We start from the raw sequence: 19,145 nt of genomic DNA, 5'->3' as shown, positions 1-19,145 counted from the left end.
GTAATAAGCGTATAACAGGCAAGTATCTGCTTATTTGGCTGAAATCGACAAATAAATGTCTATTTAAGGAAAACGGCGTCTTTCCCCTCACAATACCTTTGCTGATTATTGCTTTATTCCCTTATATTAACAGAACCGTCATTTACCTGAGATCCAATCAACCAGCACCATTTTAGAATCATTTTAAATTTAAAAAAATGTAATCAGACACATCTCCCTTACAACTTCGTAATTTCATTTTAATAAACCGATATCATGAAAAAAACAGGTACTTTATGTGTGCATCCGCTTACAACAGGCAATTTTGAAGGCGCCGTTACTTCGGCCATCCTCCCTTCTGCTGCATATAATTATATCGATGCAGCGGAGTTGAAATATCCCGGCTTTTACTCTACTTATAACCAGCAACGGCTGGGACAAATTATGGCGGAGCTGGAACAGGGCCAGTGGGGAATGATGTATAGCTCCGGTATGGCAGCCATCAGCACGGCCATCCTCACATTTGCACAACACAACGATCATATCATTTTTTCGCGCGACCTCTATGGCGGCACCTGGAAATTTGCAGAAGAAGAGCTTCCCAAAAGAGGTATTACGTGCAGCTACGCAGATAATAATGTGAAGAGCTTTGAATCGCTGTTACAGAAAAACACAAAGATTATTTATATAGAAACGCCTGCCAACCCGCTGCTGAACATCGTTCCGTTGCAGGAAGTAGCTGCATTGGCCAAAGCGCATGGGCTGATCACCATCGTAGACAATACGTTTGCATCTCCCATCAACCAGTTGCCATTACAACTGGGTATCGACATCTCTGTACACAGTGGCACCAAATACCTGGGAGGCCATAATGACCTGCCTTTCGGCGCCCTGATCTCCAATAACAAGGATCATAAAGAACAAATCCACCGCACGGCAAAAATGTATGGTGGCTCACTTACACCCTATGAATGCTACATGGCGGAAAGGAGCTTAAAAACGCTGGCACTAAGGGTGCACAAACAAAACGACAATGCACTGCTGCTGGCGCAACACCTCAGCGGCCATGCTGCTATCGGACGGGTGTACTATCCGGGACTGCCCTCTCACCCTGATCATGCTTTGGCGGCGAAACAAATGAAAGGATTTGGCGGTATGTTGTCTTTTGAACTGGATGTAGCACCAGACAAACTACTCGTATTCCTGAAAGCACTCTCCCTGATCAAACCTGCGCTGAGTCTCGGCGGCGTGGAAAGCCTGATCTGCCAGCCGGCTGTAACGTCCCATCGTGGCTTAACTGCGGAGGACCGGCAACGTTTAGGCATCAGCGATAGTTTGTTGCGGCTGTCGGCAGGTATTGAAGATGCAGAAGACCTTATCGGAGACATCGAAGCAGCGATAACAAAGGCGCTATAACTGCTGACTGAAGTATGAATAACCGTCGGGGCATAATTGTTGGCGATACCATCAGTAATATCTAACAATATGGAAAATTCATTATCTGATAGTGGGCTTGTTCCGTCACAACAGGGAGGTGGGCAGTCCAACACATCATATACACGCAAAACCATCAATCCCAACGAGGCCGTTGCCATCTACGAAGCAGCCCAAAAAAGACTGCTGGATGTAAACAACTGGCAGGAAATCAGTGGCGACCTCACGGCATCTTTCACCTTAACGGATGACGATGGCAAACCCCTGCACCGCAGTGCGCAGGAAGGAGATAATATCCGGATCAATATTCCGGGGCCGGGTTCTCAAACCGGTGAAGGCTACGACTGGGTTAAAATTGAACTGATTGCTGAAAACAATAATCCCGACATAGCCTACACCGGCATGCGGGTCCGACCGTTTCCCCTTCCGGAAAAGGCCGGCAAAGAAGTGGCGCATTTTTTCAAAGCATATGCCACCAGCTCTTTCATTGTTGAAAAAAAAGGTAATCAGATCAAAGCAAGTGTATATGGCCGCAATGAAATACCCAATACGGCGGTGGTACCTTTCAGCGATAAAGTCCGGAACTTCTTTATTGGTTTGGGTGCTATCCTCGGGTTATCCAAAATACAATGGAAAAGCCTGGTAAAGGGCTTGTTGAATGGGAAAAGATAAGTTGCCTTATCTTTTCCCATATCAGGTCCCTGCATCACCATTGTGCGAAATAAAAGCCACACCTTCAATAGCAGTCCGGAGAAAAAGTATCTGAAGGCAGTGGCTCATCGCCGACCAGTTCTTCCTCGTCGATCGGGATACCCTCTTCATTTTCAAGCTCCTGTATTTCTTCTTCCTCCTCCCGCCTGTTATCACGGGGATCATCATGATGTAGCATATACAAATTTTTAGAAGTGTGAAAAAAAGCCGTCTTTGTTCGTGCGATTTCACTACACCGTTTGTTATAAGCCTTATCTAATGAAAACTACTGCTAATTATAAATTACGTTACCCTGTCTCCAACCAATTTGCCACAAAATGCCTGCCGATGAAACGATTTATTTATTTCTCATAGCGCACCCGCCAGATGATATTACTGGCATCGTCTGATACCAGCATAGAACCATCTGCCAGCACCGCTATGCCTACCGGCCTCCCGCGTACTTCGCTTTTTTCAAGATCATCCATAAACCCGGTTAAAAAGTCTTCCGCTCCGCCGGCAGGCTTCCCATCCCTGAACGGAACAAACACCACCTTATAACCCGATAAAACAGAACGGTTCCACGAACCATGTTGTGTAATAAATGCGCCGTTGTGATATTTTGCCGGGAATGCATTTTTTTTATAAAATAATAGTCCGAGTGAAGCTGTATGTGAGCCCAGTGGCAGGTCGGGCGTTATTGCCTGCTGACCGGGAGCCGCCGCCATCTTATCTTTCATACGCGGTTCTGCATGGTTGCCATAGTAATAAAAAGGCCAGCCATAAAAGCCGCCTTCTTTCACCTGGGTGAGGTAGTCCGGCACCAGCTCATCACCAAGTTCATCCCGCTCGTTCACGGCTGTCCATAAGCTACCGGTAACCGGCGACCAGTCCATACCTACAGGATTACGCAGTCCGCTGGCATAAATACGTTCTCCGCTGCCATCGGGGTTCACTTCCAGGATATTGGCCCGTTTCTTTTCATTGTCCAGTCCCTTTTCCGCCACATTGGTGCCTGATCCTACGGCGATAAAAATTTTATCTCCCCTGGCATTGGTAATGATATTGCGGGTCCAATGCCGGTTATATTTACCGGCAGGCAATGATAAGATCTGTTCTCCTTTTCCCCTTATAACAGTATCGCCGCACTGATAGGGAAAGCGCAGTAACGCATCCGTATTGCCGACGTAGAAATATTTACCCAGGATCAACATACCAAAAGGCTGATTGAGGTTCTCCAGCAACACATGACGACTTTCAGGAATCCCGTTCTTATCAGCATCTCTGAACATAATAATACGGTTGGCACTTTCCCCATAATGCTGTGTCTTAATTTTACGGGAGAGTTTCGCGCCCAACTTCTTTATGCCTTTTAAAAGCGTGTTCGATTCTGCTACAAAAATGTCCCCGTTCGCTGCTACATAGATCCAGCGCGGATGATCCAGTCCATCTGCAAATTTTGTCACCGTAAATCCTGCTGGCGCCAGTGGCACTTTCCCCTCTTTCCACCCCACTACGCTGCTGTAATTTTTGGCAGAACCCGTTGCATAAGGCGGCGGTAAAGTATCTGCCTGGTACCCTTGTGTATTCACGGAGCCGCTGTATGATCCGTTGTTAATTTTCCGGGCGTTACAGGCGGTAATCATAAGCAGGAACAGGAAAAAAGAACGTTTCATCATGCAGTATTATGGTTACCCAACATCCTTCAGAAACCGCGCCAGACCTGCCGCCAATGGGAAGAACAAAAATGCCTGCGTTACACCGGTCAGTTCAAATAAAAAGTTATTGGGCTTTTCATACATCGGCGGGGGAAACATATTGTCAAAGGTCGCGGGGGAAATGCCGCCATAATAAAGACAGTCCTTCAGCAAGTGATTATATACCCCTTCATACAAACCGATCGCCAATACCGGCAACAGTAAAACAAGTAGCATATAAATCCAGCGTACAACACGCTGCCCACGGGTGTTTCTTACCAACATCCGGTGCAACAGCAACACGATCACAGCCGCCGGAATACCAATAATCACCATATGCAAACGCCACGGTGTATGATAGATGAAGGCGCCATAAGCATGATGCACCGCGGTTAATAACAACATGGCAACCGCCAGCCAGGTAACTTTTTTCAGGTTTTTCTCTTGTGTCATTTCATTAAATTTACACAAGGATATCCCCACAATCCGGATCTGACAAGTAGTCAATTTAAAATTACCAGGTCATCTAAAGCTGACTATTACTGATCTTTAATTCATTATAAAAGTACAAGCAATACGATATGACGAAAAAAAATGAAACCATCTCTTCCGTTACGTATAATCCTGCGGTTTGTCCCGTTGCCGGTACCTTAAAAATTATTGGTGGCAAATGGAAACCAATGATATTATACCTGGTTGGGGAGGGCATCAACAGGTTTGGTCAATTATCGAAGAGTATGCCCGAGATCAGCAAACATGTACTGACACAACAATTGCGCGATCTGGAAACAGATGGCGTTATATCCAGGGAAGTTTTTGCAGAAATACCCCCACGGGTGGAATATACACTCACTGAAAAAGGAAGATCGCTGTTATCGGTTACACAGGCGATGATGCAGTGGGGACTTGCAAATCTGTAAAGAGAGCCGGTATTTATTCTTTCACAGCATCGCCGGAAGGCAACCGGAACCATTCTTTTGCATAAGGTTTCAGTAACACATTGGAAGCGGCAGGACCCCAGGTACCGGCTTTGTATAAATGCAGTTGTTTCGCCGGATACTTTTTCCAGGCATTGAGAATAGGCATTACTACTTTCCAGGCCGCTTCCACCTGGTCGGCACGCATAAAGAGCGTAGCATCGCCATGAAGTACATCCAGCAACAATGCTTCGTATGCTTCGGGCAGCGTTTCCGTATAGGCGTCCTGGTAAGTGAAGTCCATTTCTACGGGCACGAGTTTCATCTGCAATCCGGGCAACTTGCTTTCAAACAGGAGACTTATTTCCAGTTCCGGTTGTATGCTGATAATAAGCCGGTTGGGCACAATATCATCTTTGAAGATCTTGTGTGGCGAATCTTTGAACTGGATCACAATCACGGATGACTGCCGGAACATGGATTTACCGGTACGTAAAAAGAAAGGAACGCCCTGCCAGCGGTCATTATCAATAAACAATCGCAGTGCTGTAAATGTTTCGGTATTGGAATTGGCAGCTACCTGTTCTTCTTTGCGGTAGGCAGGCATCTCCGTATCGTTGATTTCACCGGCAGTATATTGTCCGCGGATCACATTTTTAAATAGCTGTGCGGAAGCGAAAGGCCGCACACTTTTCAACACTTTTGTTTTGGCATCGCGGATCATTTCTGCTTTATAGGCGCCAGGACATTCCATCGCAATGATGCATAACAGTTGCAGGAGATGGTTCTGGATCATATCGCGCAATGCGCCGCTGCTGTCGTAGTAGCCGCCGCGTTTACCAACGCCTACCTGTTCTGCTACGCTGATCTGTATATGATCAATATATTTTTTATTCCACAGTGGTTCAAATACATAATTGGCAAAACGGAAAGCCATGATGTTCTGCACGGTTTCTTTACCCAGGTAATGATCGATGCGGTAAAGTTGCTTTTCTGAAAACCGTTTACCTAAATAACGATTCAGTTGCTGCGCCGTAGCGAGATCGGTACCGAAAGGCTTTTCTATTACGATACGATCCAGTGCTACTTTATTACAGAGTTGTTGTTTGTATATTGCGGCGGCAATGATTTCAATAAACCGCGGTGCGATGGCAAAATAAAACAGGCGTGTTCCCCGTTGTCCGCTTGCTGCTTCAAAAGCCTCCAGCTGATCTTTCAGCGTACTGTAGGTAGATGCTTTCATAAAGTCGCCCTGCAGATAAAACACCTGTGCTGCAAACGCCGCCCACTTCTTCGGATCTGCTTTACCGCTACGGCTGAATTCATTCACACCATCCAGCAGCTCTTTCCTGAAAGCGTCCTGATCTGCCGCTAAATAATCAACACAATAGATACAAAATACCGGTGGCAGATGATCGCCGATATACAGGTTATACAATGCAGGAATGAGTTTACGCCTGGTAAGATCGCCCTTTGCTCCGAAGATGGTGATGGCCGCAGGATATGTTTTTCCGTTTTTCATACTATTGAATATAATCCATTTTTCTGAACTGCTGTCATCGGATCAGGTCATCTCCTTCTCAAATATTTCCTGTATCTGCCTGATTTCAGCTTCATAAATAGTTTTCTTCCGCATCGCAAAATACAGCGTGTTTTCTATCACATTATTTCCTTCCCACAACGTTTTTATTTTCCCCGCCGCTATTTCCTTTTTAGAGAGAAAGTCCGGGATCACCGCCACGCCTTTATTTCCGCTGATGCAACGTATAATGGAACAAAGATTAGGAACAATATAGTTGGGTTTAAAATCGGGTCGTTTGTTAAAGTTCATGTGCCAGAACCTTCTCAGGTGTTCCATATCACCTGTGGTGCCGTACCAGGTTTGTTGTTTCAACCATATTTCTGCGGCGGCAAAATCTTTTTGTTGCAGTAGTTTCTGAAAAGGTTGGGTAACGGTTCCCTTTCCCGCTACCAGTATGATCCGTTCTTTAAAAAATGGTTTATAGGAGAGATTTTTATAATCACCTTTTTGTGGGGTGATGATCAGGTCCAGGATACCGTTGTCCAGGTCTGCCTGCATCTGTGGGTACTCGCCAAATTTAATGATCACATTAAAGGGTAAGGTAGGGAGATAAGATTCCAGTGTAAACTGAAATGTTTCGAAGCACATACCGATGCTGATAGTGGGCCGGTCTTTCTCCACACTCCGGTGAAAATGCTGTTCAGCAGACTCCAGTTTATTCAACGCTTCCTGCACATAGTTATATAGTACTTTGCCTCTTTCAGTGGCCACCATTTTGCGGGATGTTCTGTCGAACAACTTATACCCCACATAAGTTTCGAGAGAGTTCAGGTGCAGGCTAACCCCGGGCTGGGACACAAACAGCGCCTCCGCAGCGCCCGTGAGGGTGCCGGTTTCATAAATAGCCTTAAAGGTCCGGAACCATTCAAGATTCAACATATTTATATCATAATTATGATACAAATATATGGTTTACCTAATTATTATAATAGATTACTGTATAAAGTATTCCACTCCCAGCCTGTATCCTTTCATGCCCAGGCCACAGATAGATCCTACGCATTTGGGGGCGATCAGGGAAGTATGCCGGAATTCTTCCCGGGCGTATACGTTACTGATATGAATTTCAATAACCGGTGTTTTAATGGCTGCAATGGCATCGCGGATAGCCACAGAAGTATGCGTATAGCCGCCGGCGTTAAGCAGGATACCATCAGCAGAAAAACCTACCTCGTGCAGGTGGTTGATAAGCTCCCCTTCTACATTGCTTTGAAAATAACTAAACTGAACAGCAGGAAACTGTTTTTGAAGATCCTGAAAATAATCTTCAAAAGATTCATTGCCGTAAATACCCGGTTCCCGCTTACCCAGCAGGTTCAGGTTAGGACCATTGATGATCGCTATCTGCATGATGGAATGATAAATTGATGAATGAAACGAAGATACTCAATCCTGTTTATTATTTGTATCGCTGCCCCAACGGTAAGTTTGCTGCTCAATACCCGCCAGGTCAATGATGCGGTCTACCACCGTTGCAGCCACTTCTTCTATAGTGACCGGTACGCTGTAAAAAGAAGGGGTAGCCGGACAAATAATTCCACCCGCGAGGGTCACGGTTTCCATATTGCGGATATGCAACAGGTTATAAGGTGTGTCGCGTACTACACAGATCAGTTTCCGCCGTTCTTTTAGTATTACGTCCGCTGCGCGGGTAATCAGGTCGTTGGAAATGCCGGTGGCGATGCGCCCCAGCGTGCCCATGGAACAGGGGCAGATGATCATGGTATTAAATCTTCCGGAGCCGGAAGCAAAAGGTGCGTGAAAATCCTGTTGGGTATAAAAACGAAAAGGCAGCTGTTGATAATCTTCGTTGCGAAGTTCTGTTTGCCACACTGTTTTGGCATTTTCTGTCATCACCACGGCTACTTCATCCAGCTGATCTGATGCAGCATGGAGCTTTTGCAGCAACTGCCGTGCATAGATAGACCCGCTGGCGCCTGTAACTGCTACTACTATACGATGTTTCATGATGCTATACAATAAGATAGCACAAAGCTAGCCTATTATCCGTTAAGGCGATCCGCAATCTCTTCCATCCGGATGCCGTTATGGCTTTCATCATAAACACATACACCGTTGTGGATCAGCAATATCTGCGGAGATTCATGTTCAACGTTATAGGAATGCGCTACTTTACCCGAAATATCACGATGCGCGATAAGGTCAAGATAATAAAACGTTAACCCCTCCGGTGCAGTGGCCCGCTCCAACCTGGCTTTAGCCATCGAGCTGATAGAACACCGCGTGCTGTGCTTGAATATAACTACCGGTTGATGAGCAGATACTGTATTGATTTCCTGCAATTGATCCTCGCTGGTTAACGTTTTCCAGTTCATTATTAACAAATTTTACTATGATCCGCCACAGGCGCCTTTCCCATTCCCCTCATCGGGCATCCTAATTTCTGATGGCTTGCGCAGGACGTTAAGAAAGCTGCAAAGATACAAACCATACCGGCGTAGCCCAAAATTCTTACATACGATTTCATACTGGGAGATTTAATAAGTAAACGAAATTTCATAGGAAATATGATATCCCTACTTTTTTAATCGTGTTTTGTAACGTTATTTTGCAAATATAAAGAATACATTAAAAAAAACAACAATACAATTTTAATTTTTAGATTTAAATATTTAGATTTTTAGTTATTTAAGAGAGATATCCGGGAGATCTACGCAAAAATCTCCCCTTAAATAACTAAATACCTAAATCCGAAAATCCCAAAATATTCCTGGTATGGCAAAAGTACATTTTATTGCAATTGGTGGCAGCGTCATGCATCAACTGGCCATTGCACTCAAACATAAGGGCTACGAAGTAACCGGTAGTGACGATGAAATATTTGAGCCGGCCCTCTCCAATCTCCGGCAGGCGGGCATTCTCCCGGCTTCCATCGGATGGGACGCCGCCCGGATCCATACCGGCATCGATGCGGTAATCCTGGGCATGCACGCCCGGGAAGACAACCCCGAACTGATCCACGCCAGGGAACTGCAACTGAAGATCTATTCTTTCCCGGAATATATCTACCAGGAAAGTAAAAACAAAACAAGGGTGGCCATCGGCGGAAGTCATGGTAAAACTACCACCACCGCCATGATCATGCATGTATTGCAGGAAAACAAACGGGCATTCGACTATCTCGTAGGGGCAAAACTGGAAGGCTTTGCACAGTCTGTAAACATTACAGATGCACCCCTCATTATCTGTGAAGCGGATGAATACCCGGCTTCCGCGATCGAAAAAAGGCCCAAATTCCATTTCCTGCACCCACAAATTGCGGTATTAACAGGTATTGCATGGGATCATATCAACGTATTTCCCACTTATGAGATCTATAAAGAACAGTTTGCCATATTTATCAGGCAGATGGAATCCGGACAGGTACTGATCTACAACAGTGCAGACCCTGAACTCGTAAACCTGGTGACGGCTACCGGTGGCCACCTGAAGCTTATCCCCTACGCCATCCCTGCCCATACCATCCATCACGGTATTACCAGGGTATCTTTCGGGGAAGCGGCTACCGACCTGGAAGTATTCGGCGACCATAACCTCCTGAATTTGCACGCCGCCAAACTGGTATGTAATGAACTTGGCATTTCCAACGAGGAATTCCTGGCGGCAATTGCTACCTTTAAAGGCGCAGCAAAAAGGCTGGAGCTGGTGGCCAGGAATGAATATAGTGTCATTTACCGCGATTTTGCACATGCCCCCTCCAAGGTGAAAGCCACCATGGAAGCGACAAAACAGCAATTTCCCGACAGAAAACTGGTTGCAGTACTGGAGCTACATACTTACAGCAGTTTGAACGCCGGCTTCCTCGCACAATACGCGGGAGCCATGGACGCAGCAGATGTGCCGGTCATCTTTTACAGCAAACACGCACTGGAAATCAAGCGGATGCCCGATCTGGCCCCGGAATTGATTACACAGGGCTTTAGCCGGAACGACCTCCGCATTTTCCACGAACGGGAAAAGCTGGAAGCCTTCCTCGCAGAACAGGACTACCGGAATACCAATCTTTTACTCATGAGCTCAGGCACATATGACGGATTGGACTTCCCTTCCCTGAAAAACCTGCTGGACAAATAACAAATAGCTAAATTCGCACATCAAAAAACACAAACAACAAAACACAATAAAATACCTAAATCAAAAAATAACTAAATACCTAAATATTATATAATGCCTTCTTTGCTCCTCAAAAGGCCTCTGGCCGTAATTGATCTCGAAACCACAGGCACAAATGTGGCTTCAGACCGTATCATCGAAATTGCTATCATCAAAGTATTTCCTGATAAAACAACGCAGTCCAAAGTTAAGCGTATCAACCCCGGAATGCCGATTCCAGCAGGATCTACCGCAATTCATGGTATCAGGGATGAGGATGTGAAAGACGCGCCTACCTTTAAACAGGCGGGCAATGAGCTGAAAATGTTCATGGAGAACTGTGACCTGGCCGGGTATAATTCCAACCGTTTCGATATTCCGCTGCTGGTGGAGGAGTTTCTCCGCGCCGGTATGGAGTTCGATGTATCCAAACGTAAGTTTGTAGACGTGCAAAGGATCTTCCACCTGATGGAAAAACGTACCCTTGGCGCCGCTTACAAGTTTTATTGCGATAAACTGCTGGAAAATGCCCACAGCGCAGAAGCAGACGCGCTGGCTACCTACGAGATCCTGGAAGCCCAGCTGGGACGCTACGAACAGCTGCAACCGGATATCGACGGACTGGCAGACTTTACCAAAGAAGAAGAATTTGTGGACTTTGCCCGCCGGATGGTGATGCAGGGCGGTCAGGAAGTCTTTAATTTCGGTAAATACAAAGGCCGTCCTGTAAAAGACGTGCTGAAAGCGGAACCGCAATATTACGACTGGATGATGAAAGCAGATTTCCCCCTCAATACCAAACAGAAACTGGCAGAGATCTACCATAACATGATGTTAAAAAAGATATAAACTTTTTTTAGAACATCTTATCTTGCGCCGGAATTGAATTATTTTCGCAGTCCAAAAATATCATCTGCTGAATTGGAAAAGCTTGTCATTATTCCTACGTACAATGAAAAGGATAATATCCGAAATATCATTGACGCTGTATTTTCCTTACAGCAGAATTTTCATGTGCTGATCATAGATGATGGGTCTCCCGATGGAACTGGCAACATTGTCAGATCAATGCTACAGCAACATCCGGGCGAACTGTTTCTCGAGGAAAGATCAGGCAAACAGGGCCTCGGCACGGCTTATATCCATGGATTTAAATGGGCGCTGGCAAAAAACTACCAGTACATTTTTGAAATGGATGCGGACTTTTCGCACAACCCTAAAGACCTCGTACGGCTATACGAAGCCTGTGCAAATGAGGGGGCAGATGTTTCCGTAGGCTCCCGCTATGTTAAAGGTGGCAAAACCGAAAACTGGCCATGGGACCGAGCTGTATTATCATATGGTGCATCCATCTATGTAGGACTGATCACCTGGATGCCGGTGAAAGATCCTACCGCCGGGTTCGTTTGCTATCGTAACTCCGTACTGAAATCCATTAACCTCGATAAGATCCAGTTTGTAGGCTATGCTTTCCAGATTGAAATGAAATTCACCGCCTGGAAACTGGGCTTTAAAATAGCAGAAGTCCCCATTACATTCAAAGACCGCAGAGAAGGATATTCCAAAATGAGTAAAGGCATTGTGAAGGAAGGCATTCTTGGGGTATTAAAAATACAGTGGCAAAGCATGACGACCAGGACTTAATGGATTTATAGGATTACCCGGATGGGTGGAGAAGATTAAGATTAAGAAGATTAAAAAAGACAGTGTTATTACTCTCATCTTCATCTTTACCTTCTTCTCAATCTTCTTAATCTTAATTTTTCTTAATCTTCTCCACCCATCCTGCAAATCCTGCACATCTGTTCAATCTTGGTCAATCTTGGTCGATGAAAAAGGCATTTTTACAACTCCATCTCTCCGTATTCCTCGCAGGATTCACCGGCATTCTTGGTAAGCTGATTACACTGAATGAAGGACTCCTGGTGTGGTACAGGCTACTTATTACCAGTGTTACCTTATATATATTGTTCCGTTTTCAGGGTACCCTGAAAAAATTGCCCTGGAAAGATATTCTCCCGATCGGCGCTACCGGTGTGGTGGTAGCCCTCCACTGGCTCTTCTTTTACGGTAGTATCAAATATTCGAATGTATCTATCGGGGTTATCTGTTTCTCACTCACCAGTCTTTTTACAGCCATCTTTGACCCGCTGATCAACCGGAGCAGGTTTGATGCCGCTGAAATGCTACTGAGTATGCTCACCCTTTTCGGGATCCTGCTCATCTTTCATTTTGATACACAGTACCGTACAGGCATCATACTCGGCATTATCTCCGCAATGTTTGCCGCACTCTTTACCGTGTTCAACAAACGGCTGATCAAACGGTTTGATACTTACACCATCACCTTTTATGAACTCTCTGTTGGCTTTGTAGTGCTAACGATGTTCATGCCTGTATACCTCTATCTTTTCCCTTCGGCTACATTGCTGCCTACTTCCGCAGATGTGATCTACCTGCTGATCCTGGCCTGGGCCTGTACTGTGTGTATGTATTTGCTGAGTATGAGTGCATTGAAAAAGATCTCTCCCTTTACGGTCAATCTCTGTTTTAACCTGGAACCGGTATACAGCATTGTGATGGCCTTTATCCTCTTCCACGAAAACCAGCACCTGAATAGTGCTTTCTATGCAGGGTTAGCTTGTATTGTCCTTTCTGTAGCCCTGCAGATGGCACGGGTGGTATGGCAACACAAAACCGTAAAAGCCTGATTTATTCAGAACAATTCCAGGTCAAGATGTTGAAAGGTAGACAGGACGTGATGTGCAGGGGGTAATTCGGTGATCAGGTAATTAATCAGGTTAAGGTCACATACTTTCATGCGTTGGGAAGAATTGAGTTTTTCCGCGATGCTGAGAATCGCCAGTTTCTTTGCCGCCTTTATCATGGCTCTCTTCACTTGTACTACTTCCCAATCGGAATCCGTCATCCCATTCTGAACAGAAAAACCATTTGCCCCCAGCAGGCAAAGATCTACTTTGATGTCTGCCAGTTGATTAATAACGCTCGCGCCTATATGAACATGCGAACTTTTGGAGAGCTGTCCGCCTATACTGATCACAGTCAGATTGGTATGCTCTACCAGTTGCAGGGCCACCAGCGGGCTGATAGTGAAGAAAGTAGCACGCAGATTTTCCGGTATACGTTTCGCCAGTTCTATCATAGTAGTACCGCCGCCGGTAAGTATCACCATATCATTTTTCAGCAGGCGGATGGCTTTCTCAGCGATCTGTTGTTTCGCTTCCTGTGCATATACCATGTTCTCCGCATTGAACGGATAATGAAAGGACCGGCCTATAGCGCCGCCATGTACTTTTAGTATTCTCCCGTCTTCCGCCATTTCTTTCAGATCACGGCGTACCGTGTCTTCCGATATACTCAGCATGGTACTGATGTCTGTAGATAATACTTTGTTGTGCAGATTAATCTGCCGCATGATAAATGCCTGGCGTTCTTCTTTTAACATGCTGGGGAGTGATTTTTATTGGTGGACAAATCTATAAAAAAGTAAGCCAAATTTGGAAATGCGTGTTTTAGCAGGTTTCATCCGGCAAAACACGCTTTTTTATGGATTATGCTTGAATTTACAGAAACTATATTATATATTCATGCACGAAAACGCATATTAACGCAAGATCACTATCCCTGTTTACAACAAAGAAGCGTCAGCCTGTAGAAATCTAAATCGTTATTAATACCAACCAAAAATCTGTAAATCAATCGTTTAATATCTAAATAAACCATTTACAACCAGTTCTAAACGTTCCCAACATGAGAGAAAGACTACTTTTCACTTTCATCTTTATGCTGTTTTATGCCAGCTCCTGGGCCCAACATGGGATTTCCGGAACCGTGGCAGACAAAAGCAGCCAGCAACCGATTATCGGCGCCACCATCATCGTCGGTAAATCAGGCGTGGTAACCGATACCAAAGGTAAATTTTCCCTGGTAGTGCCCTCCGGCACAACAGCGTTACGCGTTACCTTTGTGGGCTACAAATCACAGGTAGTACCCATCACGGCAGACAATGTGTATCATATTCTGCTGGAAACAGATGAGCGTTCCCTGGAACAATTTGTAGTAGTAGGTTACGGTACACAGAAAAAAGCCAACCTCACCGGCGCAGTGAGCACCGTTGATGTGGCTAAAACCATGCAGAGCAGACCGGTCACGGACCCTTCAAAAGCCCTGCAAGGCATCGTTCCGGGCCTCAACATCACCTATTCAAATGGTGGGCTTACCCAGGCGCCCGTGATCAACATCCGCGGTACCGGTTCTGTAAACGGCAGCGGCAGACCACTCATCCTGGTAGACAACGTGGAAACACCGGATCTTACCCTTATCAACCCGGATGATATTGAAAGCATTTCTGTGCTGAAAGATGCCGCCTCCACCTCTATCTATGGCGCCCGCGCTGCCTTTGGTGTGGTACTGATCAAAACAAAATCCGGCATACGCAATATGCCTACCACTGTACGGTATTCCAACAACTTCTCCTGGAGTACACCCACTGCCCTCCCCGATTTCGCCGATCCTGAAAAGGAACTGACAGGGCTATACGAAGCCAATGTGCGGGCGGGTAACAGCTCCCCAGAATTGTTCGGCATGCAGATGCTGAAACTCCGCGACGGTATCAAAAACTGGAAAGAGAAATATGCCAACAACCGTAAAGGCATCGAAATGGTGCCCGGAGAAGATTTTGAAATCGACCCTAATGGTGGCCCCGCCTACTTTTACCGCGTATGGGATGTAAAAGACCTGATGCTGAAAAAATGGACCCCGCAACAAATCCATAACATCAGTGTACAGGGTGGCAGCGAAAAGATTTCCTACTATATGTCCGGCGGTTACAGCAATTCCGGTGGTATCATGAAAATGAACCCGGATGATATAAAAAAATACAACATCACCGGTAGCATCAATGCAAGCGTCACCAGCTGGCTGGACCTGGATGTGAAAATGATGTACCGCAACTTTGAATATGACTATCCCTATCAATACCAGTCCTACTTCCAGTATATGTGGCGATGGGGTTCCTATTTTCCTTACGGTACTTACCAGGGAAAATACTTTCACCATACACCCGGATATCTCGCGAACGCTAATACCAATACGGTTACCGACAACTACTCCCGCACAAGCCTGGGTGCTACGCTGAAACTAACCAAGGACCTGAATATCCGTGCAGATTACACCATTGGCCGCGACAACCTCGTACGGCATGAAGTAGGCGGGAAAGTAATGGCATGGGACTTTTGGTCTGCCGGCCTGCCTTTCAACAACATTGCTACGGCATCCCAGGATGTAGTAGGTTACAGATCTGCCAACTACAAGGTGAATACCTTTAACCTGTATGCCACCTACAATAAAAAACTGGGGCAGGATCATCAGCTGAAATTCATTGCAGGTGTCAACGCTGAAGATGTGGATACCCTTGGCTTCGGCGCTTACCACCGGAATCCGCTGGACCCTTCCAAGGCTGAAATTCCGCTGGCCAGTGGCGACTACCTGGCTGATGGCTCCCACCTGTCGAATGCCTATGCAGGCTTCTTTGGCAGGATCAACTACAACTACAAAGACAAATGGCTGCTGGAACTGAACGGCAGGTATGATGGCGCCTCTTCTTTCCCGCCAGCAGACCGCTGGTCATTCTTCCCCTCAGCATCTGTCGGATACCGGATCTCGGAAGAGAAATTCATGCAGCCCATTAAAAAAGTGCTGTCGGATATGAAAGTCCGCGCTTCCTATGGCACGCTCGGCAACCAGGATATGGGCGGAAAATTCTACATCCCATCTATGTCTACCAACAACCAGGTAAACTGGATGAATGGCGGCAACTATGCATCCGGTGTAAACGCTCCCCGCGCAGTAGCCCAATCCCTCACCTGGGAAAGGGTACGCACACTTGATATCGGTACCGATTTCAGCCTGTTCAATAATCATATAGGCGTTACCGTAGACTGGTATGACCGTACCACCGACAACATGCTCACCAATAAAGCAGTAGCTGCCACTTTTGGTACAGATGCACCCCGTATCAACGACGGCGCCCTCCGTACCCGTGGCTACGAAATAGCCATAGACGCCAATTACAACCTGAAAAAAGATTGGGCCATATACGGTTCCGTCGCTTTCTGGGATAGCAAAACAGTTTTTACAGAATGGAATAACCCGTCTATGTTACTGTCTCAAAACTATAAAGGCAAAGTACTGGGTGAAATATGGGGCTTTGAAACAGAACGTTATTTCACCAAAGGCGAAGACATCACCAAATTACCCGACCAGTCGAAACTGGCCAACGGTAACTTTGTATTTGGTCCCGGTGATATAAAATACAAAGACATTGATGGTAATAATGTAATTGACGGTGGCAAGGTGACACTGAATGATCATGGCGACCTGAAAGTAATCGGCAATTCCACGCCCCGTTATCAATACAATTTCCGCCTGGGTAGTACCTTCAAAAACTTTGATATTGATGTATTGTTCCAGGGTGTTGGTAAAGTAAATTATTGGGGACTGGGTGATTTAACACTGCCCATGTACCGCGCCGGTGATATCCTGTACGAACACCAACTGGACTACTGGACAGAAAGCAATACGGATGCCCGTTACCCCAATCCATATCCGGGTAATGCCAGTGGCAAGATTGCCGGTTTGCTGGCTGGAGGCAACAACTTCTACCCACAATCAAAATACCTGCTCAACCTAGCCTATCTGCGTCTGAAAAACATCACATTGGGATATACCCTGCCGGATAACCTGACAAAACAGATCCACATCCAACGGTTACGCGTATACGGTAGCGCCCAGAACATCGCTACCATATCCAACGTAGGTGTGCCGCTGGATCCGGAAATCACCACAGGAGAAGGAAGCATATTCGGCAGAACCTGGCCGTTTCAGGAAACGTGGTCATTCGGATTACAGGTCACCCTTTAAACTATTAACACATGAAAAAGCGTATATACTTACCCGTTATATTGGCATTTCTGCTGGCAAATGCCGGCTGCAAAAAATACGTAGAGAAAGGATTGCTCGATCAGTTTGATGATAACACTTTCTGGCGTTCGGAAGATAACATCCGCCTCTACACCTGGCCCTTTTATGAAGCATTTGCCGGTTATGGAAACGGTAATGGTTTCGGTGATTTTTATTTCTCTTCCTTCTCCGACGATCAGGCCAGTCCTTCGTTTCAGAAATTCACCCAAAACGTTCCGGCCAGTGCCGCTTCCTGGAGTTTTACAGATGTCCGCAAAGCCAACATCATGCTGGAAAGGATCGATGCGGTACCGATTTCTGATGAAGCCAAAAATCACTGGAAAGGGGTAGCCCGGTTCTTCCGCGCCCTCACCTACTTCGCCCGCGTAAAAGATTACGGCGATGTTCCCTGGCTGGGAAGATCCATGGATATCAGCGATACCAGCTACATCTATAAATCACGCGACCCGCGCACCGTTGTCATGGATAGCGTGCTGGCAGATCTCGACTTTGCAACCACCAACATCCGTGTCAGTGACCAGGCCAATACCATCAACCGTTATGTAGCTCTGGCCCTCAAGTCACGTATATGCCTATACGAAGGTACCTGGCGGAAATACCATACCGCCCTTCAGTTACCGGGTGCCGCCAAATTTCTCCTCGCTGCCAAAGAAGCCAGTGAGCAACTGATGGCCGGTCCGTATGCGCTGAATGCCGACTACAAGACCACCTACAATTCAATAGACCTGGCCGGCAACACGGAAGTAATGCTGTATAAAAAGTACCTGCCCGGATACCTCACGCACTCACTGATCGGTTATCTCACCAGCAGTACGCCCATGTCTGGTCCCAACAAATCCGCCATCGATGCCTATCTCTGCTCAGACGGATTACCCATCGGTCTGTCTCCTTTATACAAAGGTGATGACAACCTCGCGAACACCCGGACCAACAGGGACTACCGCCTGCAGGAAACGATTGATACCGTACTCTGTTACATCGGCAATCTCGTAAGCGGCAGAACCAGCAGCACCGGTTATCGCCCGGCTAAATTCCTGCAACCTGCGGTAGCCAATGCATTGGCGCCATACAACGATACCGATGCACCCATCTTCTGGCTGGCAGAAGTGTTGCTGAACTACGCAGAAGCCTCCGCTGAACTGAATGATATGGGTCAGTATGCCTTTGCACAGGGTGATCTGGACAAATCCATCAACCTGCTCCGCGTTCGTGCAAAACTGCCTCCCCTCCAATACCAGGGCGCACAACAGGTAGCTGTAAATGGTGCGGTGTACGTAGATCCGAAAAAAGATGCAGCCGTTCCCTCCCTCATCTGGGAAATCAGAAGGGAAAGAAGAACAGAGCTTATGTTCGACGGTTTCCGTTTCCAGGACCTGATGCGCTGGGCCAAAGGCAGCTACATGAATACCACCAATCCTGATATTTCAAGAGGCGCCAAAGTACCGGATAACGGAGCTGTCATCAGAGATGCAGATGGTTATATCACGCCATACACACCAGCTACCAACAACCGTACTTTTGCAGATCCTAAAAATTACCTGCAACCCGTACCCAGCGGACAGATTTCACTCTATCCCGGCGGCAACCTGGCGCAGAATCCGGAATGGTAGACCAGGACCAGGATTAAAGGATGAACAGGATTTTCCCGATGGGTGTAGTAGATTTATGTTTTAGATTTATGTAGTAGATATAAGAGAAAGAATAATTATTGATCTTCTTTTATATCTACTA

Annotated in this window: 18 protein-coding genes; 9 read left to right on the top strand and 9 right to left on the bottom strand. The window is 46.3% G+C overall.

Translation table 11 applies throughout. From position 1 onward, the window contains the following. Positions 1-255 precede the first annotated feature (255 nt). A complete protein-coding gene (locus tag ABQ275_RS04240) occupies positions 256-1,395 on the top strand; it encodes an aminotransferase class I/II-fold pyridoxal phosphate-dependent enzyme (RefSeq protein ID WP_349317028.1) in 1,140 nt (379 codons plus the stop codon). A gap of 69 nt (positions 1,396-1,464) precedes the next feature. Then, on the top strand, positions 1,465-2,085 hold the full coding sequence (locus tag ABQ275_RS04235) for a hypothetical protein (RefSeq protein WP_349317027.1): 621 nt from the start codon (positions 1,465-1,467) through the stop codon (positions 2,083-2,085). Between the two features lie 64 nt (positions 2,086-2,149). On the opposite strand, the gene ABQ275_RS04230 is transcribed toward ABQ275_RS04235, so the two are convergent. The 3 genes from ABQ275_RS04230 to ABQ275_RS04220 all read right to left on the bottom strand — a co-directional run bounded on the left by ABQ275_RS04230 (position 2,150) and on the right by ABQ275_RS04220 (position 4,253). After that, positions 2,150-2,302, bottom strand: coding sequence for a hypothetical protein (locus ABQ275_RS04230; protein ID WP_349317026.1), 153 nt, complete (start codon positions 2,300-2,302; stop codon positions 2,150-2,152). A gap of 163 nt (positions 2,303-2,465) precedes the next feature. After that, positions 2,466-3,782 carry a sorbosone dehydrogenase family protein gene (locus ABQ275_RS04225; protein ID WP_349317025.1) on the bottom strand — a complete coding sequence of 439 codons (1,317 nt, stop codon included), beginning with the start codon at positions 3,780-3,782 and terminating at the stop codon, positions 2,466-2,468. Positions 3,783-3,794: 12 nt separating this feature from the next. After that, the gene (locus ABQ275_RS04220) at positions 3,795-4,253 is read right to left on the bottom strand and encodes a hypothetical protein (protein ID WP_349317024.1); all 459 of its coding nucleotides are present in this window, start codon (positions 4,251-4,253) and stop codon (positions 3,795-3,797) included. 128 nt (positions 4,254-4,381) lie between these two features. On the opposite strand from ABQ275_RS04220, the gene ABQ275_RS04215 reads away from it, so the two are divergent. Beyond that, positions 4,382-4,720, top strand: coding sequence for a helix-turn-helix domain-containing protein (locus ABQ275_RS04215; RefSeq protein ID WP_349317023.1), 339 nt, complete (start codon positions 4,382-4,384; stop codon positions 4,718-4,720). A 13-nt stretch (positions 4,721-4,733) separates the two neighbouring features. Here the strand turns inward: ABQ275_RS04215 and zwf are convergent, their stop codons facing one another. The 5 genes from zwf to ytxJ are packed head-to-tail and all read right to left on the bottom strand — an operon-like array spanning position 4,734 to position 8,635. After that, complete coding sequence (zwf, locus tag ABQ275_RS04210) at positions 4,734-6,239, bottom strand: glucose-6-phosphate dehydrogenase (RefSeq protein WP_349317022.1); 1,506 nt, start codon at positions 6,237-6,239, stop codon at positions 4,734-4,736. Between the two features lie 42 nt (positions 6,240-6,281). Then, positions 6,282-7,178: a LysR family transcriptional regulator gene (locus ABQ275_RS04205; protein WP_349317021.1), complete on the bottom strand. Its 897-nt coding sequence runs from the start codon at positions 7,176-7,178 to the stop codon at positions 6,282-6,284. 54 nt (positions 7,179-7,232) lie between these two features. Then, positions 7,233-7,649, bottom strand: coding sequence for a type II 3-dehydroquinate dehydratase (gene aroQ, locus ABQ275_RS04200; RefSeq protein ID WP_349317020.1), 417 nt, complete (start codon positions 7,647-7,649; stop codon positions 7,233-7,235). A gap of 36 nt (positions 7,650-7,685) precedes the next feature. Further along, the gene (locus ABQ275_RS04195; protein WP_349317019.1) at positions 7,686-8,267 is read right to left on the bottom strand and encodes a UbiX family flavin prenyltransferase; all 582 of its coding nucleotides are present in this window, start codon (positions 8,265-8,267) and stop codon (positions 7,686-7,688) included. A 35-nt stretch (positions 8,268-8,302) separates the two neighbouring features. Next, positions 8,303-8,635, bottom strand: a complete 333-nt coding sequence (gene ytxJ, locus ABQ275_RS04190; RefSeq protein ID WP_349317018.1) for a bacillithiol system redox-active protein YtxJ — start codon at positions 8,633-8,635, stop codon at positions 8,303-8,305. A 400-nt stretch (positions 8,636-9,035) separates the two neighbouring features. On the opposite strand from ytxJ, the gene ABQ275_RS04185 reads away from it, so the two are divergent. From ABQ275_RS04185 to ABQ275_RS04170, 4 genes are all read left to right on the top strand, one after another. Continuing rightward, positions 9,036-10,394 carry a Mur ligase family protein gene (locus tag ABQ275_RS04185; protein ID WP_349317017.1) on the top strand — a complete coding sequence of 453 codons (1,359 nt, stop codon included), beginning with the start codon at positions 9,036-9,038 and terminating at the stop codon, positions 10,392-10,394. Positions 10,395-10,487: 93 nt separating this feature from the next. Further along, entirely contained in the window at positions 10,488-11,261 is a 774-nt protein-coding gene (locus tag ABQ275_RS04180) for a 3'-5' exonuclease (RefSeq protein WP_349317016.1), read from the top strand. A gap of 72 nt (positions 11,262-11,333) precedes the next feature. Further along, positions 11,334-12,056, top strand: a complete 723-nt coding sequence (locus tag ABQ275_RS04175; RefSeq protein ID WP_349317015.1) for a polyprenol monophosphomannose synthase — start codon at positions 11,334-11,336, stop codon at positions 12,054-12,056. A 185-nt stretch (positions 12,057-12,241) separates the two neighbouring features. Further along, the gene (locus tag ABQ275_RS04170; RefSeq protein ID WP_349317014.1) at positions 12,242-13,123 is read left to right on the top strand and encodes a DMT family transporter; all 882 of its coding nucleotides are present in this window, start codon (positions 12,242-12,244) and stop codon (positions 13,121-13,123) included. A 5-nt stretch (positions 13,124-13,128) separates the two neighbouring features. Here the strand turns inward: ABQ275_RS04170 and ABQ275_RS04165 are convergent, their stop codons facing one another. Next, positions 13,129-13,878 (bottom strand): DeoR/GlpR family DNA-binding transcription regulator, encoded by a 750-nt coding sequence (locus ABQ275_RS04165; protein WP_349317013.1) that lies wholly within the window; start codon positions 13,876-13,878, stop codon positions 13,129-13,131. Positions 13,879-14,183: 305 nt separating this feature from the next. Between ABQ275_RS04165 and ABQ275_RS04160 the strand changes: the two genes are divergently transcribed. After that, entirely contained in the window at positions 14,184-17,354 is a 3,171-nt protein-coding gene (locus ABQ275_RS04160; protein WP_349317012.1) for a TonB-dependent receptor, read from the top strand. Positions 17,355-17,365: 11 nt separating this feature from the next. Continuing rightward, positions 17,366-19,024: a RagB/SusD family nutrient uptake outer membrane protein gene (locus ABQ275_RS04155; protein ID WP_349317011.1), complete on the top strand. Its 1,659-nt coding sequence runs from the start codon at positions 17,366-17,368 to the stop codon at positions 19,022-19,024. Positions 19,025-19,145: the final 121 nt, after the last annotated feature.

This window comes from Chitinophaga sp. MM2321 (assembly GCF_964033635.1).
Taxonomy (GTDB): domain Bacteria; phylum Bacteroidota; class Bacteroidia; order Chitinophagales; family Chitinophagaceae; genus Chitinophaga.
The sequence above is the reverse complement of the archived record's forward strand: the minus strand, read 5'-3'. Positions and strand labels throughout refer to the sequence as shown.

What these genes read in the sequence shown, in the direction of transcription:
- ABQ275_RS04240 (WP_349317028.1), top strand. Translation starts at nt 256, where the DNA reads ATGAAAAAAACAGGTACTTTATGTGTGCATCCGCTTACAACAGGCAAT.
- ABQ275_RS04235 (WP_349317027.1), top strand. Translation starts at nt 1,465, where the DNA reads ATGGAAAATTCATTATCTGATAGTGGGCTTGTTCCGTCACAACAGGGA.
- ABQ275_RS04230 (WP_349317026.1), bottom strand. Translation starts at nt 2,302, where the DNA reads ATGCTACATCATGATGATCCCCGTGATAACAGGCGGGAGGAGGAAGAA.
- ABQ275_RS04225 (WP_349317025.1), bottom strand. Translation starts at nt 3,782, where the DNA reads ATGATGAAACGTTCTTTTTTCCTGTTCCTGCTTATGATTACCGCCTGT.
- ABQ275_RS04220 (WP_349317024.1), bottom strand. Translation starts at nt 4,253, where the DNA reads ATGACACAAGAGAAAAACCTGAAAAAAGTTACCTGGCTGGCGGTTGCC.
- ABQ275_RS04215 (WP_349317023.1), top strand. Translation starts at nt 4,382, where the DNA reads ATGACGAAAAAAAATGAAACCATCTCTTCCGTTACGTATAATCCTGCG.
- zwf (WP_349317022.1), bottom strand. Translation starts at nt 6,239, where the DNA reads ATGAAAAACGGAAAAACATATCCTGCGGCCATCACCATCTTCGGAGCA.
- ABQ275_RS04205 (WP_349317021.1), bottom strand. Translation starts at nt 7,178, where the DNA reads ATGTTGAATCTTGAATGGTTCCGGACCTTTAAGGCTATTTATGAAACC.
- aroQ (WP_349317020.1), bottom strand. Translation starts at nt 7,649, where the DNA reads ATGCAGATAGCGATCATCAATGGTCCTAACCTGAACCTGCTGGGTAAG.
- ABQ275_RS04195 (WP_349317019.1), bottom strand. Translation starts at nt 8,267, where the DNA reads ATGAAACATCGTATAGTAGTAGCAGTTACAGGCGCCAGCGGGTCTATC.
- ytxJ (WP_349317018.1), bottom strand. Translation starts at nt 8,635, where the DNA reads ATGAACTGGAAAACGTTAACCAGCGAGGATCAATTGCAGGAAATCAAT.
- ABQ275_RS04185 (WP_349317017.1), top strand. Translation starts at nt 9,036, where the DNA reads ATGGCAAAAGTACATTTTATTGCAATTGGTGGCAGCGTCATGCATCAA.
- ABQ275_RS04180 (WP_349317016.1), top strand. Translation starts at nt 10,488, where the DNA reads ATGCCTTCTTTGCTCCTCAAAAGGCCTCTGGCCGTAATTGATCTCGAA.
- ABQ275_RS04170 (WP_349317014.1), top strand. Translation starts at nt 12,242, where the DNA reads ATGAAAAAGGCATTTTTACAACTCCATCTCTCCGTATTCCTCGCAGGA.
- ABQ275_RS04165 (WP_349317013.1), bottom strand. Translation starts at nt 13,878, where the DNA reads ATGTTAAAAGAAGAACGCCAGGCATTTATCATGCGGCAGATTAATCTG.
- ABQ275_RS04160 (WP_349317012.1), top strand. Translation starts at nt 14,184, where the DNA reads ATGAGAGAAAGACTACTTTTCACTTTCATCTTTATGCTGTTTTATGCC.
- ABQ275_RS04155 (WP_349317011.1), top strand. Translation starts at nt 17,366, where the DNA reads ATGAAAAAGCGTATATACTTACCCGTTATATTGGCATTTCTGCTGGCA.